This is a genomic window from Variovorax sp. PBS-H4 (assembly GCF_901827205.1).
Classification (GTDB): domain Bacteria; phylum Pseudomonadota; class Gammaproteobacteria; order Burkholderiales; family Burkholderiaceae_C; genus Variovorax.
In genome coordinates this window covers 3,529,444-3,545,993 of the sequence record NZ_LR594675.1, presented here as the reverse complement: position 1 = coordinate 3,545,993, position 16,550 = coordinate 3,529,444, and the positions used below count along the sequence as shown (strand labels likewise).

Below are 16,550 nucleotides of genomic sequence, written 5' to 3'. Positions count from 1 at the left end.
GCGCAAAATGTATCCCCATCGGGGGCGCTTGGCGATTGGACGTTTTGTCCTATGGCGCAAAACTGCATCTGATGCGACCCTGAAGGCTCTTGCAAGGCTCCCTGACCCAAAGCACCGCGATGTCCAGCATCAGTCACACCCATCCCGAACCCTCGTCCGCCCCTCTCGAGAGGGATGCCCGGCTCACCACCGCCGACCATTCGAAGGTCGCACCCGGCGAGATCGCCGTCGGCGTCGTCATCGGGCGCGCGTCCGAATATTTCGACTTCTTCGTCTACGGCATCGCTTCGGTGCTGGTCTTCCCGGCCCTGTTCTTCCCTTTCGAACAGCGGCTGGAGGGCACACTTTACGCCTTCGTCATCTTCTCGTTCGCATTCATTGCGCGGCCCATCGGCACGGTGATCTCGATGCACGTGCAGCGCCGCTGGGGACGCGCCACCAAGCTCACCATTGCCCTTTTCATGCTGGGCACCTCGACCGTCGGCATTGCCTTCCTGCCGGGCTACGAGAGTGCGGGAGCGCTGGCCATCGTGCTGCTGTCGATCCTGCGCGTCGGGCAGGGCCTGGCGCTCGGCGGCTCCTGGGACGGCCTGCCTTCGCTGCTCGCCATGAACGCGCCGCCGAACCGGCGTGGCTGGTACTCGATGCTGGGCCAGCTCGGCGCGCCGCTGGGCTTCGTGGTGGCCAGCGGCCTGTTCGCATTCCTCTGGGCCAGCCTGTCGCTCGACGACTTCCTCGCCTGGGGCTGGCGCTACGCCTTCTTCGTGGCTTTCGCGATCAACGTGGTGGCCTTGTTCGCGCGGCTGCGGCTGGTCGTCACGCACGAGTACGAGCAGCTGATGGAAGAGGGCGAGCTCGAGCCCACCAGCGTGGTCGACCTGGTTCGCACGCAGGGCGGCAACCTGCTCATCGGCGCATTCGCAGCACTCGCGAGCTACGCGCTGTTTCACCTGGTCACGGTGTTCCCGCTGTCGTGGATCCGGCTCTACTCCGAGCAGTCCATCACCGAGTTCCTGATGATCCAGATCGTCGGCGCCTTCCTGGCGGCGGGCGGCATCGTGGCTTCGGGATGGATCGCCGACCGCGTCGGCCGGCGCCGCACCCTGGGCACCCTGGCCGTGATGATCGCGGTCTTCAGCGGCTTCGCACCGACGCTGCTGGGCGGCGGTACGCTGGGCCAGGACGTTTTCATGCTCGTCGGCTTCGTGCTGCTGGGCCTTTCGTACGGCCAGGCCTCCGGCACCGTGACGGCGAATTTCGCGCGCAAGTACCGCTACACCGGCGCTGCGCTGACGGCCGACCTGGCCTGGCTCATCGGCGCCGCTTTCGCGCCGCTGGTGGCGCTGGGCCTGTCGGCCAATTTCGGGCTGGCCTATGTCAGCGTCTACCTGCTGTCGGGCGCCGCGTGCACGCTGGCGGCGCTCAGCATCAACCGCGCGCTGGAGGCGCGCGGCGACGAGTCGTGACCCCGGGGCACGGCGTGCCCCAGCAGCGTTCGGAGGCGGCGCCCCAGCGGCCGAACACCGACCGGCTGTTCTTCGCGCTGCTGCCGGATGCACCGGCCATCGCGCGTATCGAGCGGTTGATCGAGGACCTGCGCCACGACCATGGGCTGAAGGGCAGGTCGCTCGGCGCCTCGCGCTTCCACGTCACGCTGCTCCACCTGGGAGCGTTTCCGGGCGTGCCCCAGGTGCTGGTCGATGCGGCCTGCGCGGCCGTCCAGGCGCTGGCGGTCATCCCCGCGTTGCAGCTTGGCTTCGACTGCGTGGGCAGCTTTTCCCGCAGGCCGAGCAACATGCCCCTGGTGCTGCTGGGCGAAGACGGCCTGATCGCCGCGAAGGCCTTCCAGCAGGCCCTTTGCAAGGCGATGGTCCGCGCCGGCGAAGCCGACGGGGGTGCCGCCCACTACACGCCTCACCTGACGCTGCTGTACGACGACACGCATGTCGCCCGGCGCGCGGTCGATCCGATCACCTGGACCGCGAACGAATTCGTGCTGGTGCGAAGCCTGCTGGGCCAAGGCCGGCACGAGGTGCTGGCGCGCTGGTCCCTGCACGGCTGAAGCGGCGCGTTGCGTGACGCGCGTTCACTGTGTGGGGCGCGCGCTGCCTGGCGTCGGCTCTTCGGGCTCCGGCACGTACTTGCCGGCCGCCTTGTAGCGCGCGATCGCCTGGGCCAGGCGCTCCTGCTCGGGGCAGGCGTTGTTGCACACCAGCTTCAGCGTCGTCAGGCGCTGCTCGGCTTTCGGCAGGTTGTCGAGCACCAGGTAGAGCTCGCCGGAATACGAGAGTGCGCCACGGTGGCTCGGCTCGATGCGCAAGGCGGTGTCGTAGTAGCGTTCGGCCGCGACGTAGTCGGGCTTTTTCGCCTTGCGGTGGCTGAAGCCCATCAGGTTGTTCCAGTCCGCATCATTGGGGGCATCCACGCCCTGCAGTTCGGCGATGGCGCCTTTCCAGTCCTTGGCCTCGATCAGGGCCCGTGCGTTGGCAAGGCGGATCGAAGAGGGCAGGGAGGCCGAGTCGACGGCCTGTGCCGGCGGCGCTTGCAGCGCGAGCGTGACCAGAACTGCGGCAGCGGCAAGGTGAATGATCCTGGTGAACATGGCGTGATCCCATCGAGGAAGAAGAAGGATTGAGGCCGAGGATAGGCAGCGATGCCCGAAGTGGTCTTGAAGAATTGCGCCACGTTTGCGCGCCACAGTCCTGCGCTGCTTGCTCAGGCGCTCAGCTTGCCGAAGCCCGACTCGCGCGCCAGCACGATCGCGCGGCCGCGGCCATCGACTTCCAGCTTGGAGAACACGCTGGTCAGGCGGTTGCGAACGGTCTTCTCCGCCAAGCCGAGCGTTGCCGCGATCTGGGCGTTGTCGCGGCCCTGGGCCAGCAGTTCGAGCAGCGCGCGCTCGCGAGCGGTAAGGGTCTCGAACATCGGGTCGCGCACGGGCGCCGTTTCGCCCAGGAAGCGGCGCACCTCGGCCAGCCAGTGGGCCCAGGCCGGCTCGTGCGCCATGACCAGGTGGTTGCCGCTGTCGATCGGCACGAAGCGCGCGTCTGGAATCGCGCTCGCGATCAGCCGCCCCTCGGCAAAGGGCACGCGGACGTCGCGCGTGCTGTGCAGCACCAGCGTGGGGCAGCGCACCTCGGCCAAACGGGCGACGACGTCGATCTGGTCGAACTCGCGCATGAAGCGCGCAGCGTTGGCCGGCGACGTGGAGATGCGCTCCAGCTCGTTGAACCAGCGATGCTGTTCGGGTGTGCCGCCGGGAATGAACTGGCTGGTGAAGAACTGGCGGAAGGCCGTGTCCTGCTTGCCCCAGCCCAGCTCGGCGAGCTTGCGCATCGTCTCGGCCTCTTCGCGCTGCTCGGGCGTGGGGTTGCGCACCAGGCGGCCGCGCGCGTAGCCGCCGTGCAGCACCAGGTGGCTCACGCGATCGGGGTGCCGCGCGGCATAGGCGATGGCGATGGACGCGCCCTGCGAGATGCCGAGCAGGCCGAAGCGTTGGACACCCAGCGCGTCGACCAACGTCTCCAGGTCGCGCAGCCAGCTGTCGAAGCTCAGATCCTCCGGGTCCCAGTCGGACAGGCCGCAGCCGCGCTCGTCGTAGCGCACGAGGGTGGCGTTGGCGGACAGCCCTTCGAGCACATGGCGCCACACCGGGCTTTCCCAGTCGAACTCGAGGTGCGATAGCCAGGTGGCCGCCTTGATCAGCAGCGGGCCCTGGCCGCAGACGGCGTAGGCCAGCTGCACGCCATCGTGGCCGCGGGCGAAGCGGATCTGCTGCCTGGCGGGTGGAGGGGCGAGGGGAGGCGGGGCCGCTTTCTGCACAACCGCTAGTGAAGAACCTTTGCCCCCGCAGGTCAATAAACCAGATGGCCGGCCTGTTTCAGTCCACGCGCTGCACCGGTGGATAGCGGAACGTCCCCTCCAGGTGGGCCCGGCGCGGCTGGTAGAGCCGCAATGTCAGGTAGAAGCCCTCGCCCGCCGGTGCGGGCAGCCAGTTCTTTCCCGGGCCGGGGTCGTCCGCCTGGATCGCCAGCGTCAAGCCGCCATCGGCATCGCGAAGCAGCCCGCGGGTGCGGTCGCCGATGGAGTACCGGTCGATGGGGTTCCTTGCCAGCAGGCAGTCTTCACGGCGGTAGAGCGTGACCGACCAGAAGGTGTCGACCTCCGGCATGCCCGTCACCGGAAACCTCAGCGTGTAACGGTGTGTTCCGTCCAGCACGCGGCCTTGCGCATCGACCTCGGCCATCACATACATGGCCTCCTCGATGCCCAGCGTGCCGATCCAGTTGCGGGCGACGCGGGCGCGGGTGGCGAAGTCCTCGCCGAAATGCGTGCGCACGTGGACGGCAGTGGTCCAGCCGCCGCCGAGTTCGGAGCGTGCGTCCGCCTCGCGCAATTCGGCGTAGGCGCGTTGAAGCGACTCCTCGAGCGCCGCCGCTGCTGGCGGCCAGCCGCGGACCGGCCGCGGGGGAGGGTTGCGCTCCAGCATGCGCTCGATCACGCGCAGGTAGTCGCCGGCGCCCGGCACGCCCGGACGGCGGCCGTCGATCAGCACATCCAGCCGCGTCAGCGCGGATGACGCGTCCGGCCGGACGATGCCGAAGCCATCTTGAAGCGCATGAACCTGCGCCAGGTCCTCGTCGTCGTGGTCGAGCAGGATGCGGCCGATGACCCACACGTCGTCGCCCGGCGCGCTGATGCGGTGCATCCCCTCCGGCACCGGCCCCTGCCAGTTCGGGCCGTGCACGAAGAGGCGCTGCCGTGCGCCCCCCGTCGTGCGCCGGCCGGCGTAGGCCCAGGGGTTGGTCCATGCGTCCAGGAAGCCGAGCACCCAATAGCGCTCGCCCATTTCCGGCACCTGGATGACCAGGGGCCCCGCGGAGAGATCGAGCCATGCGTTGGTGAACAAGGTGTCGTTGTTCGGCGTCACGACTTCCTTGTCGTCGGGCGAGATCAGCTTGCGCGTGTGCGTGAACTGGTTGACCCACCGCATCGTGGAGCCCGGCCCGTCGCCGGCGAAGCCTTCCATCGGATGCCGTCGGGCGGTGTTCGCGGACCGCATCCGCGCCATCTCGAAGAGCGGCAGCGTCTCGATCACCAGGTCGCGCACGGTTGTGGGGCCTGCCTCGGCGGATCGCCCGACGACAACCGCGTCGAGCGCAACGGCCCCTTCGCCTTGCGGCAGCACGGCGAAGGGGTTCACATCCACGGATTCGAGGCTGTCCCCCGCCGCAACGGCGAACGACGACAGCTGCACGATCGCGTGCGCGAGGGCTTCGATGTCGGCCTTGGGCGCCCCCCTGAAGCCCTGCAGCAAGGCCGCGGTCTTGAGCTCGCCGACCATGCGGCGCGCCTGCTGGAGGTCGACCGGCGCCACGCGGAAGCTGACATCCCGCAGCAGCTCCACGTTCACCCCGCCGGCGCCCAGCATCACGACGTGGCCGAGGACCGGATCGCGGTGCACGCCGAGGATGCATTCGACGCCGCGCACCATCCTTGCCGTTAGCACGCCGTCGATCCGCGCCTCCGGCGCTGCGCTGCGGACGGCATTCACGATCCGGTCGTAGGCGGCGCGGGCACTCCCCGCATCGGCGACGCCGAGTGCGACTCCGCCGACGTCGCTCTTGTGCGTGATGTCCGAGGAGAGGATTTTCATCGCCACGGGATAGCCGAGTTCCTGCGCGGCGGCAACCGCTTCGCCCTGCGTCTGCGCCCGGCGCATCGGCACCACGGGCACGCCGTGGCGTTGCAGCAGGTCCAGCGCATCGGCCTCGTTGTAGGTGCCCGGCCGCAGCGTGATGGACCCGGCCGCGCTAACGGCGGTGCCTGCGGTGCCTGCGGTGCCGGCGGCGCCGATGTCCGCGTGCACCCCTTGCTCGCGGTAGAAGTTCATCGCCGCGAGCACGCGGATGGCACGGCTCGGATCCGTGAAGGTGAGGCAGCCGAGCTGTTCCAGCGCGCGCTGCTGCGCCGGGTCGGCCAGGGTGCTGAACATCACCAGCCGGCCCGGAAGATCGCGGCGCAGGTCGCGCGCGAGCTTCAGCTGGATCTCCTGCATTGCGGGCGTCAGGCCCGCGGCCGCGAGGAACACGAGCAGGCTGCCATAGCCGCCATCGCCGAGCATGGCGTTGGCAGCCACTTCGAGCAGGTCGATCTCGGAAGTGACCTGGCCCGTCACGTCCACCGGGTTGCGGGTGGCTGCAAAAGGCACGCGGGCGAGGATGCGTTGCTGCGCCGCCTCGGGCATGGCTGCGACATCGAGCCCTGCCTCCGCGGCCGCGTCCGCGAGCAGCACGCCGACCCCGCCCGAGACGGTGAGCAGGCCGACCTTGCCGTTCGCCGGCAAGCCCGACACCGCCAGGCAATGCGCGACATCGAAGAACTCGTCGATGGTCCGGGCCCGCCACGCCCCGAACTGGCGGAAGAGGGCGTCGAAGGCAGCATCGTCGCCGGCCAGTGCGGCCGTGTGCGAGGCTGCTGCCATGGCGCCGAGCGGCGTGCGCCCGACCTTGACGATGACGACCGGCTTGCCGGCCGAGCGCGCCAGGCCGAGCGCGCGCTTGAGCCTCGCTCCGTCGTTGCAGCCTTCCATGTAGGCCATGATGACTCGCGTCGCCGGGTCTTGCGCCATCCACGCGATGCATTCGGCCACGTCGATGTCGCCTTCGTTGCCCGTGGCAATCCAGGTCGAGAGCCCGACGTTGCGCTCGCGCGCCATTCCGTAGGCGTAGGCGCCGAAGGCGCCGCTCTGCGTGACGATGCCGACCGACCCCGAGGGTGCCAGTCCAGTCGCCAGCACCGGCGAAAAAGTCGCGTAGACGCAACGGCTCGCATTCATGAAACCGAGGCAGTTGGGCCCGAGCACCCGGATGCCGTGCGCACGCGCGCGCGCCATGATGCGGCGCTGCGCCTCGCCGCCTTCCGGCCCCGTTTCCGCGAAGCCGCCGGTGAAGATCACGACGTTCCCGACGCCGGCGGCGATCGCATCTTCCAGGGCCGCTTCCGTCAGCTGGGCAGGGATGGCGAAGATCGCGAGGTCGATCGGCCGGCCCACCTCGCGCAGGTTGCGGTACGCGCGCAAGCCCTGCACTTCCGGCGCCGTCGGGTTGATCGGGTAGATCTCTCCCGCGTAGCCGTGGTCGAGGAGGTAGCGAAGGGGCGCCGCGCCGATCTTGCGGGGCGTGGCGGAGGCGCCCACGATGGCGATGGCGCGGGGCGTGAAGAAGGAGTCCAGGTCTGGCGTGGCCACGGTTTGCTTCGGTGGTGGAGGGATGAAGCTGCGCAAGATAGCGGCCGATGAGCTATCGGACAAACTGAGATTTCCGACAGATTGATAACCGCCGCCGATTTATCAGAACGCGTTGCGGAGGCGGGTTGGGCGCCCCAAGTTCTAGCGGCCGCGGCCGACGGCGCTGCCGGTCGCTTTCTCGCGCGTGAACTCGCGCGCGAAGCGCAGGAAGCTCTCCACCGCCGGCGAGACGGACAGCCCACGGCGCACGAACATGGCCACGCGCCAGCTCACCTGCGGCTGCAGCAGCGGCAGGAAAGCCAGCCCGAAGCCACGCACGAAGGGTTCTGTGATGAAAGGGCAGACGACCGCGCCGCGCATGACCTGCAGCATCGACAGCGCGGTGTTCACCCGGTGCACGGGTACGATCTTGCGCGGATGGTTGCGCACCGGCACCTGGCTCAGCACGTTCGGCGAGAAGTTCGGCATGTAGTTGACCACCGGCGTGGCGCGCAGATCCTTCCAGCTCACCGAGGCGGCTTCCGCCAGCGGATCACCCGGCGCCAGGGCCACCCACAGCGGGTCGGCCCATAGCACGTGTGCCTCGATGGCGTCGTCCGCCGCCACGCCTGCCGGTCCGAAGCCGACATCCGTGCTGCCGTTCTGCAGCCCGGCCAGGACGAGCTCGATCGGCACGTCCTCGAAGCGCACGTCGATGCCCGGATGACGGGCCGTGTAGCTGGCGATCAGCTCCGGCAGCAAGGTGCAGGACAGCGGCTCCGGCGCAGCCAGCCGGACCACGCCGCGCCGCAGGTCCTTGAGGTTGCTCAGGCTGTCGAGTGCTTCGTCCAGGCTGGCAAGCACGCGCCGCACCATGGGCTCGAACGCCTCGCCCACCGCGGAAGGCGACACGCTGCGCGTCGTGCGGTCCAGCAGGCGCACGCCGACGCGGCTTTCGAGCTCGCGGATAAGGCCGCTGAGTGCCGCCTGCGAGAGGTGCATCGCCTCGGCGGCTTCCGAGAAACTGCCCGCCTCCATCACGGCCACGAAGGCCTGCAACTGGCGCAGCGTCACATGCATCGTCATCCCGAAGCCTCCATCGCACCCGCGACAGTTATCGGCGCAGATGATAGGTCAGCCGCAATGACAACTTGCCCTTGCATGCGCCCGCAGCAGCGGCGGTGCTCGGCAGCGTGGGCACTTATAAGGCAATCCGATAGGTTGCTCGGAAAAAGCGTCTTGCCCGATAGCCCCGATACGCCTTAGCGTTGCTTCCCAGGCTGCCGTGACAGCCCGATTCGAGGAGACATCATGAAGTTCACACGCCGGTCCCTGCTGGGCACCGCCGCAGCCTGCCTGTCGGCCGGCCCCGCATCGTTCGCCTTCTCGCAGGATGCGTGGCCGTCGCGCCCGATACGGCTCATTTCTCCCTACGGCGCGGGCGGCGCGAACGACATCTCGGCCCGCATCCTGGCGGAGTACCTGGGCAAGAACCTGGGGCAGCAGGTCGTCGTCGAGAACAAGCCGGGCGCGGGCACGCGCCTGGCCAACGAACTCGTGGCGCATGCCCCGGGCGACGGCTACACCGTGCTCTATGCCGCAGCACCGTATGCGACCGCGGAAGCGCTGTACGGCAAGCAGAAGTTCGATACGCGCAAGGATCTGCAACCGGTGGCGCTGGTCGCGATGGCGCCGCTGTTCCTGGTGGTGAATGCGCACTCGGGCTTCAAGACCGCGCAGGACCTGATCGCCCACGGGAAGACCAAGCCCAGCGGCCTGGACATCGGCTCGCCCGGCGCCGGCTCTCAGCCCAACCTGGCAGCCGAACTGATGCTCCGGGACGCCGGCATCAGGGGCGTCATCGTCCATTTCCGCGGCGATGCGCCGGCCTATGCCGAGCTGCTTGCGGGCCGCGTGGATGCGACCCTCACGGCAATCACCACAGCCCTGCCGCACATTCAGGCCGGCAAGCTGCGCGTGCTCGGCGTGGCCTCGACGACGCGCAGCGCGTTGTACCCGGACGCGCCGCCGCTGCGCGAGCAAGGCCTCCCTAGCGTGGTGGCCTCCGGCTGGTACGGCTTCATGGTGCCGGGCACCACGCCCCAGCCCGTGGTCGATCGTCTGCAGGCCGCAACGGCCAAGGCGCTGGCGGCCCCGGACATCAAGCAGAAGCTGCTGGCGCAAGGCCTGGAGCCCAGCGGCAGCAGCGCAGCGGAGTTCCGCAAGTTCATCGACGACGAGTCCCGCAAGTGGGGCGAGCTGATCGCCAAGGCCGGCATCAAGGGCGAATAGCCGTGCGGACGCGCTTCGCCTCGTTCCTCTTTCGAAGCCTGTGCACAGGGGCGGCGCTCCTGGTGCTGCAGGCCTGCTCCTTGATGGCGGGCACGATGTCCGCGACCCAGCGCAACACGAGCTTCGGCCCCGTGGCCGGCACCGACGATCGCGCGGCCACGGGGACCTACAGCTGGAAGGGCCTGCCCTTCGCCAAGCCGCCCGTGGGCCCGCTGCGGTGGAGGGCACCCGTCGATCCCGAGGCCTGGGCCACGACGCGCCGCGCGACGGATTTCGGCCCGGCCTGCGTGCAGACCGGGCGCCTCTATGGCCCCGGCCTGAACAACCGGTACGACGCCACCATCGGCGCGACGCTCGGGCAGACGCTGGGCTCCGAAGACTGCCTGACCCTCAACATCTGGGAGCCGGCTGCGCGTCCGGCTGCACCGCGTCCGGTCATCGTGTGGGTGTACGGCGGCAGCAACATCACCGGGTACACCGCCGACCCGGTGTATGACGGCGCCATGCTCGCGCGCACTGCCGACGCGGTGGTGGTGTCGGTCAACTACCGCCTCGGCATCTTCGGCTTCCTGAATCTCGCCGCGCTCAAGCCCGGCCTTGCTGCGGACAATTCCGGCAACTTCGCACTGCTGGACCTGATGAAAGCGCTGGAGTTCGTGCAAAAGAACATCGCCGAGTTCGGCGGCGACCCGGGACGCGTCACCTTGATGGGCGAATCGGCCGGCGCGGTCAACGTGTACGCGCTGATGAGCTCGCCGATGCTGAGCGGCCGATCGCCCCAGCTCTTCCACCGCGTGGTGGCGCTCAGCGGCGGCCTGTCCACGGCCGCGACGCTTCCGCCCGGCTCCATTCCGGGCGTGCTCCCATCCTCCGTGTGGGCCACGCGCGGCCAGGCCCTGCTGGCGCACTCGCTGATCGCCGACGGCTCGGTGCCGGACGAGGCGGCGGCCAAGGTTTACCTGGCCGGCCGCACGCCGCAGCAGATCGCCGAGTACCTCCGCGGCAAGTCGCCCGATGCCTTGCTGACCACCGTCCGCACGCGGCTCGCGCCGCTCGGCATGTCGGCGTCCAACCCGATCCCGGATGGGGCGGTGGTGGCGACCGACCCGGTCGCGGGCGTCCGCGCCGGCCACTATGTGAAGGTGCCGGTGCTCGCCGGCAGCACGCGCGACGAGACCAAGCTGTTCCCGGGCCTGTTCGCGCTGCGGCCCAGCCTGGGCGGCGTGAGCGGGCGCCTCATCGACGATGCGCGGGTCTTTTCCATTGCCCACGCGTACGACCCTGAAGGCCCGCCCGCGACGCGCCTCGAAGACTGGATTCCGGCGCAGTACCTGCCGGTGAACACGCCGGTCACCGGCTTCAATGCCCGCGCGCAGGAGCTGAACCGCATCTGGTTCACGGCCATCCGCGACGACATGCTGAATGCGCTGCAGAGCCAGCAGTCGTCGGTCTGGCTCTACCAGTTCGACTGGGACGAGCTGCCCAGGCCCTTCGACGACATCTTCGGCGCGGCGCACGCGTTCGACTTGCCTTTCGTCTTCGGCAACTTCGGCCCCTCGCTGTTCGCGAACATCTCCTTCACCAAGGCCAACCGCCCCGGCCGCATGGCCTTGTCGCAAGCCATGATGAAAAGCCTGGGTGCGTTCGCGCACAGCGGCGACCCGAACCACCCCGCGCTCGGGACGGCTTGGCGCCCGTGGCCCGCGCGCATCGTGTTCGACGCCACGCCGGAGGCCGCGCGCATCTCCGCCCGGTGAGCAGCACGCGCACAGCGCACTAGCCGCTGAGGCTCCACAGCCGCAGGGCCATGTGGATCTCCAGCGCGCGGGTGGCATTGCCCCAGTGGCCGATCAGGTCCTCGATGGTGGCCAGGCGCTGGCGCACCGTGTTGACGTGGATGCCCAGGCGCTGGGCGGTCAGCTTCGCGTTCTGGTTGCTGTCGAAGTAGTTGAGCAGGGTCGCCGCCAACTCCGAGCCGCGCTTCTGGTCGTGCGCCGTCAGTGCGCCGATGGTCGCCTCCAGGAACGCGGCAAGGCTCGCCTGGTCGTGCGTCTCGAAGAGCGTGGCGTACAGCGCCATCTCGTTCTGGCCGACCACGTGGCCTTGAACGCCGATGCGGCGCAGCACGGGCAGCGCGCGCCGCAGCGTCACGTACACCGCCGGGATGTCCGCGGGCCCGGAAAGCGGCCTGGAGAGGATGCCGCGGTGGTCGGCCGGAAACCCGGCCTTGGCATGCTCCGTCACGATCCGGCGCACGTCCTCGGCCCGCGTTGTCGCGCAGAGAACGGTGAGCACGCCTTCGATGTCGTCGAACAGGGCATGCGGCAGGAGGTTCGCGGCACGCAGGCGGCGTGCGGCATGGCCCGCATGAGGCTCGCCGACATCCACCAGCATCAGTGAGCTTGGCTGGGAAAGATCGACGCCGAACCGTGCCGCGCGTTCGCAGAGGATCGCCAGGTCGTCCTGCCGTGGAGATAGCAGCGAGCGCAGCAGCGTCGAGAGGTCGCGCGTCTTCGTCGCCTCCATCCGGTCGCGTGAGAGCAGGACGATGCCCACGATGCTGGTGCTGCGCTCGAAGGTGCGGACCGACATCTCGTCGAGCTCGCCGCGGCGAAAGAGCAGGACGGAACCGAGCACGTCGTCGCCGCCGATCACCGCGTTGACCCTGCAGGACTCGCCGTCCGCCGCGTAGGCGACCACGGAGCGTCCCAACTGGCGGCTGTGGCGCAGCGCGCTCGCGAGTGCGCTGCTGTTGTCGCCGTGCGGCGCGTAGTGCTCCGCGCCCGATCCCGTGTAGCCGGGTGCGGTGCCGCGCGCGATGACCTGCGCCGCCTCGTCCAGGACCAGCACGCTGCTTTCCATCAGGCCGGCGACCGACTCGCACAGCGTCGCGAGCGATGCGCCCTTGGCGAGCAGCGTCGTCATTTGCTCGTGCGCCTCGGCGGCGGCCTGCACCTTGCGGGCATGGTGCTCGAGTTCCGCCCGCGCGGCCTCGGCGCTCTTCACGGCCGCGCTGGACTGCTCGAAGGCCCGCGCGTTCTTGATGGCCACGGCAGCATGCGTCGCCAGGGTGGACAGGATGGAAATGCTCTGCGCCGTGTGCGTGCGGTGGTAGCGGTCCGCGACGAAGAGCAGGCCGATGACCTCGTCCTCCCAAAGCATCGGCACGCCCACCACGGCGGCGATGCCTTCGTCGCGGAAGGTGGCGTCCAGCTGATCGTCGTGCGGGAAGCGCGTGTCGTGCAGGTAGTCCGGCGTCGTGAAGGGCAGCCGCGTGGCCAGCACAACGCTGACGATGCCGAGGCCGCGCCCGGCCACCATGTCCCCGGTGCTCTGCGCCAGCGCGCCGTCGGTGGCCAGCACGTGGAAGGCGGCAAGCTCGGGGTCGTAGGTCGACAGCCAGGCCACCTGCGAGCCCAGCATGTTGCGCGCGCGCGAGACGATGGCGCGCAGCAGTTCCTTCAGGTCGAGTCGGCTGGAGAGCTCGCGCGCCGATTCGATCACGGTCAGCATGCCGCTTTCGCGTTGCTGCCACAGGTCCAGCCGGTTGCGCACGCCCATCGCCATGCGCACCAGCTCGCCCCAGCCCGAGCGGCCTGGGCCCTGGGCGGCCAGTGCCTCGACCTGCGCGAGCCGCGCCGCGAATTCGTCGGCCGACGCGCCCTGGTGCAGCATCCTGATGAGGTCGCAGCCGATCTCTTCGATGCTCTCCGAACCCACCTCGCTTGCCATTCGTTTGCTCCTTGCGCTGCCTGAACTTCCAGCAGCGGGGGCAGAGGCTAGCAGAGCCTCGCGCTTCCGGCGCGGCGCATTGGCATGCACTGCCGCGCGCGGGCGAACGCCGGCAGCTAGGGTTTTCGCGAAGTCTTCCGGGCACACCGGAAGCCGCGAGGCAGTGTGGCGGCGAGACATTGGATACAGGCCGCCGGTTGGCGAAAGTCACGCCATGAACATTCTTGATTCGCTCAGGCCCGAACCTGGCCTGAGAGTGCTCGTGACGGCCGGCGCCAGCGGCATCGGTGCGGTGGTGGCACGTGCTTTCAGCGAAGCCGGCGCGCACGTGCATGTGTGCGACATCGACCGGGCGGCCCTGGACCGCCTGTCCACCGAGATTCCCGGTATCACCAGCAGCATGGCCGACGCGGCCGTGGAGAGCGAAGTCGACCTCGTCTTCGACGATGTCCGCGGTACGCTCGGCGGACTGGACGTCCTCGTCAACAACGCCGGCATTGCCGGGCCCACGGCTGCCATCGAAAGCATCGATGCCGTGATGTGGGAGCGCACGGTGGCGGTCAACCTGAACAGCCAGTTTCTCTTCGCGCGGCGGGCGATCCCGCTGCTGAAGGCGTCGAAGGCCCATCCCTGCGTCATAGCGATGAGCTCGGTGGCGGGCCGGCTCGGCTACGCGTACCGCACGCCCTACGCATCCACCAAGTGGGCGGTGGTCGGCCTCATGAAGTCGCTGGCGATCGAACTCGGGCCGCACGGCGTGCGCGTCAACGCCATCCTGCCCGGAACGGTGGAGGGTGATCGCATGAACGCTGTCATGGCGGCGCGGGCGGCGGCCTCCGGCCTCAGCGCGGACGTCGTGCGCGAGCAGTACATCCAGAAGATGTCGCTGCGCCGCATGGTGAGGGCCGAGGACGTGGCCGCCATGGCGCTGTTCCTCTGCGCGCCGGCGGCGCGCAACGTCACCGGGCAAGCGGTGAGCGTCGACGCCAACGTCGAGTACCTGTAAGTGAAGGGTGCCCGCGGGCGCCCCTTCGGCCCCATTCAATTCAAAAGGAGACCCAGATGCAATCGCTTCGCCATTTATCCCTCGCCGCCATCGCCGCCTGCATGGCCTCGGGTGCGGCCTTCGCCGACCCCGTGAAGATCGGCGTTATCGAAACGCTGTCCGGGCCGCAGGCCGCGTCCGGCCAGACCTACCGCGCGGCGGCCCGGTACGCGATCGAGCGGATCAACGCCGAAGGAGGCTGGAACGGCCAGCCGGTGCAGCTGCTCGAGTATGACAACCAGGGCGGTCCGGCGGGTGCGGCCGACAAGCTGAAGGCTGCCGTCGCGGATGGCGTCCACGTCGTGGTGCAGGGCGCTTCGTCGGCGGTCGGCGGCCAGATCACCGAGGATGTGCGCAAGCACAACCTTCGCAATCCCGGCAAGGAGATGATCTACGTGAACGTCGGCGCCGAGGCGCTGGAGCTGACCGGCGACAAGTGCCACTTCCACCATTTCCGCTTCAGCGGCAACGCGCAGGTCCGCACCAAGGCCCTGGTGCTGGCAATGAAGCAGGCCAACGCGTTGGGATCGCGCGTTTATGCGATCAACCAGAACTACTCCTGGGGCCAGGACATGGAACAGGCCATCTCCGACAACGCCGCGCTTGGCGGCTACCAGGTGGTGGAAAAGACGCTGCACGACGTCAACAAGATCCAGGACTTCGCGCCCTACGTGGCAAAGATCGGCGCGGCTAAGGCCGACACGGTGATGACGGGCAACTGGTCCAACGACCTGCTGCTGCTGATGAAGGCCACCAAGGCCGCGGGCCTGAAGGCGCGCTTCGGCACCATCTTCCTGGACCAGCCGGGCAACATCGCCAACGCGGGCGAGCTGGCGATCGGCCACTTCGTCGCACACACCTTCAATGCCGAAGCCGGCGGCACGGAGGGCGAACGCTTCGTCGCCGACTACAAGGCCAAGACCGGGCACCTGCCCGCCGCCACCGAGCCGCAGACCGTCTTCGGCCTGGCCATGGTGTCCGATGCCCTCAAGCGCGTGAAGGCGGAAGGCGGCAAGCTGAACGTCAATGCGCTGGCCGCGGCCATCGAGACCGCGAAGATCAAGACGCCGATCGGCGAGATGAGCATGCGCGCGGCCGATCACCAGGTGCAGCTGCCGATGGTGGTTTCCACCGTGGCGAAGGACGCCAGGTACAAGGCCGACGACACGGACATGGGCTTCAAGCCGGTCAAGCTGTTCTCGGCCGCCGAAGCGTCCACGCCCGCGCAGGCCAGCTGCAAGATGCAGCGGCCCGCCTGATCCACCGTCGGCCGGCCCGCGCGGCCGGCCCACTTGCAATCAAGGCACATGGACACCTTCATCGTTTCGCTGCTGAACGGGATCATCTACGGCTTGCTGCTGTTCATGGTCTCGGCCGGCCTCACGCTCATCTTCGGGATGATGGGCATCCTCAACTTCGCGCATGCCTCGTTCTACATGCTGGGCGCCTACCTCGCCTACGCGCTGCAGGACGTGCTGGGCTTCTTCGGCGCGCTGGCATTGGCGCCGCTGCTGGTGGGCCTGGTCGGAACGGTGGGGGAGCGGTTCTTCCTGCGGCGGGTGCATCGCCACGGCCACGCACACGAGCTGCTGCTGACCTTCGGGCTGTCGTTCATCATCGCCGAGCTGGTCAAGCTGTTCTTCGGCAACTACCCGGTCAACTACCGCATCCCGAAGTCGCTGGACTTTGCCGCCTTCACGCTGGGCCATTCGGACTATCCGGTGTACCGGCTGCTGATGGGCGCCGTGGCGGTCGCGATGTTCGTCGCCATCTACCTGCTGCTCACGCGCACGCGCATCGGCATCGTCGTGCGCTCGGCCATCTACCGGCCCCGCATGGCCGAGGCGCTGGGGCACAACGTGCCGCTGGTGTTCATGGGCGTGTTCGGCGTCGGCGCGGCGCTGGCCGGGCTGGCGGGTGCGGTGGCGGGCGCGTTCTACACCACCAATCCCAACATGGCGCTGGAGCTGGGCGTGATGGTCTTCGTGGTGGTCGTAGTCGGCGGCCTCGGCTCGCTGGAAGGCGCCATGCTGGCCTCGCTGCTCATCGGCATCATCACCTCGCTGGCCGTGGCGGTCGATGCGACGCTGGCGGACGCCTTCGCGCTGGTGGGCGAGCGCACCTGGGCTGAAGGCGTGGGCGGGTTGCTGACGCTGAAGGTGTCGAGCCTGGCCGCAACGATCCCGTTCGCGCTGATGCTGCTGATCCTGCTGGTGCGGCCCGGCGGCCTGCTCGGCGAGAAGGGCTGACACC

Annotated in this window: 12 protein-coding genes; 7 read left to right on the top strand and 5 right to left on the bottom strand. The window is 68.9% G+C overall.

Translation table 11 applies throughout. The annotated features are described in order from the left end of the window. Positions 1–119: 119 nt before the first annotated feature. The gene (locus E5CHR_RS16785) at positions 120–1,466 is read left to right on the top strand and encodes an MFS transporter (RefSeq protein ID WP_162580904.1); all 1,347 of its coding nucleotides are present in this window, start codon (positions 120–122) and stop codon (positions 1,464–1,466) included. Then, a complete protein-coding gene (locus E5CHR_RS16780) occupies positions 1,463–2,062 on the top strand; it encodes a 2'-5' RNA ligase family protein (RefSeq protein WP_232062084.1) in 600 nt (199 codons plus the stop codon). Before E5CHR_RS16785 ends, E5CHR_RS16780 begins: the two co-directional genes overlap by 4 nt. Positions 2,063–2,086: 24 nt before the next feature. Here the strand turns inward: E5CHR_RS16780 and E5CHR_RS16775 are convergent, their stop codons facing one another. The 4 genes from E5CHR_RS16775 to E5CHR_RS16760 form a co-directional block, all read right to left on the bottom strand. After that, a complete protein-coding gene (locus E5CHR_RS16775; protein ID WP_162580903.1) occupies positions 2,087–2,602 on the bottom strand; it encodes a tetratricopeptide repeat protein in 516 nt (171 codons plus the stop codon). Between the two features lie 113 nt (positions 2,603–2,715). After that, positions 2,716–3,822, bottom strand: coding sequence for an alpha/beta fold hydrolase (locus E5CHR_RS16770; RefSeq protein ID WP_162580902.1), 1,107 nt, complete (start codon positions 3,820–3,822; stop codon positions 2,716–2,718). A 58-nt stretch (positions 3,823–3,880) separates the two neighbouring features. Next, the gene (locus tag E5CHR_RS16765; protein WP_162580901.1) at positions 3,881–7,249 is read right to left on the bottom strand and encodes an acetate--CoA ligase family protein; all 3,369 of its coding nucleotides are present in this window, start codon (positions 7,247–7,249) and stop codon (positions 3,881–3,883) included. 141 nt (positions 7,250–7,390) lie between these two features. Next, positions 7,391–8,314, bottom strand: a complete 924-nt coding sequence (locus E5CHR_RS16760; protein WP_162580900.1) for a LysR family transcriptional regulator — start codon at positions 8,312–8,314, stop codon at positions 7,391–7,393. 225 nt (positions 8,315–8,539) lie between these two features. On the opposite strand from E5CHR_RS16760, the gene E5CHR_RS16755 reads away from it, so the two are divergent. Then, positions 8,540–9,520 (top strand): Bug family tripartite tricarboxylate transporter substrate binding protein, encoded by a 981-nt coding sequence (locus E5CHR_RS16755; RefSeq protein WP_162580899.1) that lies wholly within the window; start codon positions 8,540–8,542, stop codon positions 9,518–9,520. Positions 9,521–9,615: 95 nt separating this feature from the next. After that, a complete protein-coding gene (locus tag E5CHR_RS16750; RefSeq protein ID WP_162580898.1) occupies positions 9,616–11,277 on the top strand; it encodes a carboxylesterase/lipase family protein in 1,662 nt (553 codons plus the stop codon). 19 nt (positions 11,278–11,296) lie between these two features. On the opposite strand, the gene E5CHR_RS16745 is transcribed toward E5CHR_RS16750, so the two are convergent. After that, positions 11,297–13,252: a helix-turn-helix domain-containing protein gene (locus E5CHR_RS16745; protein WP_162580897.1), complete on the bottom strand. Its 1,956-nt coding sequence runs from the start codon at positions 13,250–13,252 to the stop codon at positions 11,297–11,299. Between the two features lie 214 nt (positions 13,253–13,466). On the opposite strand from E5CHR_RS16745, the gene E5CHR_RS16740 reads away from it, so the two are divergent. The 3 genes from E5CHR_RS16740 to E5CHR_RS16730 are packed head-to-tail and all read left to right on the top strand — an operon-like array spanning position 13,467 to position 16,546. Next, entirely contained in the window at positions 13,467–14,258 is a 792-nt protein-coding gene (locus tag E5CHR_RS16740; RefSeq protein ID WP_162580896.1) for an SDR family oxidoreductase, read from the top strand. A gap of 56 nt (positions 14,259–14,314) precedes the next feature. Continuing rightward, complete coding sequence (locus E5CHR_RS16735; protein ID WP_162580895.1) at positions 14,315–15,556, top strand: branched-chain amino acid ABC transporter substrate-binding protein; 1,242 nt, start codon at positions 14,315–14,317, stop codon at positions 15,554–15,556. A gap of 48 nt (positions 15,557–15,604) precedes the next feature. Further along, the gene (locus tag E5CHR_RS16730) at positions 15,605–16,546 is read left to right on the top strand and encodes a branched-chain amino acid ABC transporter permease (protein ID WP_162580894.1); all 942 of its coding nucleotides are present in this window, start codon (positions 15,605–15,607) and stop codon (positions 16,544–16,546) included. The last annotated feature ends 4 nt before the right edge of the window (positions 16,547–16,550 follow it).

Coding starts and splice junctions, on each gene's coding strand:
- E5CHR_RS16745 (WP_162580897.1), bottom strand. CDS start 13,252: ATGGCAAGCGAGGTGGGTTCGGAGAGCATCGAAGAGATCGGCTGCGAC.
- E5CHR_RS16740 (WP_162580896.1), top strand. CDS start 13,467: ATGAACATTCTTGATTCGCTCAGGCCCGAACCTGGCCTGAGAGTGCTC.
- E5CHR_RS16775 (WP_162580903.1), bottom strand. CDS start 2,602: ATGTTCACCAGGATCATTCACCTTGCCGCTGCCGCAGTTCTGGTCACG.
- E5CHR_RS16760 (WP_162580900.1), bottom strand. CDS start 8,314: ATGACGATGCATGTGACGCTGCGCCAGTTGCAGGCCTTCGTGGCCGTG.
- E5CHR_RS16735 (WP_162580895.1), top strand. CDS start 14,315: ATGCAATCGCTTCGCCATTTATCCCTCGCCGCCATCGCCGCCTGCATG.
- E5CHR_RS16755 (WP_162580899.1), top strand. CDS start 8,540: ATGAAGTTCACACGCCGGTCCCTGCTGGGCACCGCCGCAGCCTGCCTG.
- E5CHR_RS16730 (WP_162580894.1), top strand. CDS start 15,605: ATGGACACCTTCATCGTTTCGCTGCTGAACGGGATCATCTACGGCTTG.
- E5CHR_RS16750 (WP_162580898.1), top strand. CDS start 9,616: ATGTCCGCGACCCAGCGCAACACGAGCTTCGGCCCCGTGGCCGGCACC.
- E5CHR_RS16785 (WP_162580904.1), top strand. CDS start 120: ATGTCCAGCATCAGTCACACCCATCCCGAACCCTCGTCCGCCCCTCTC.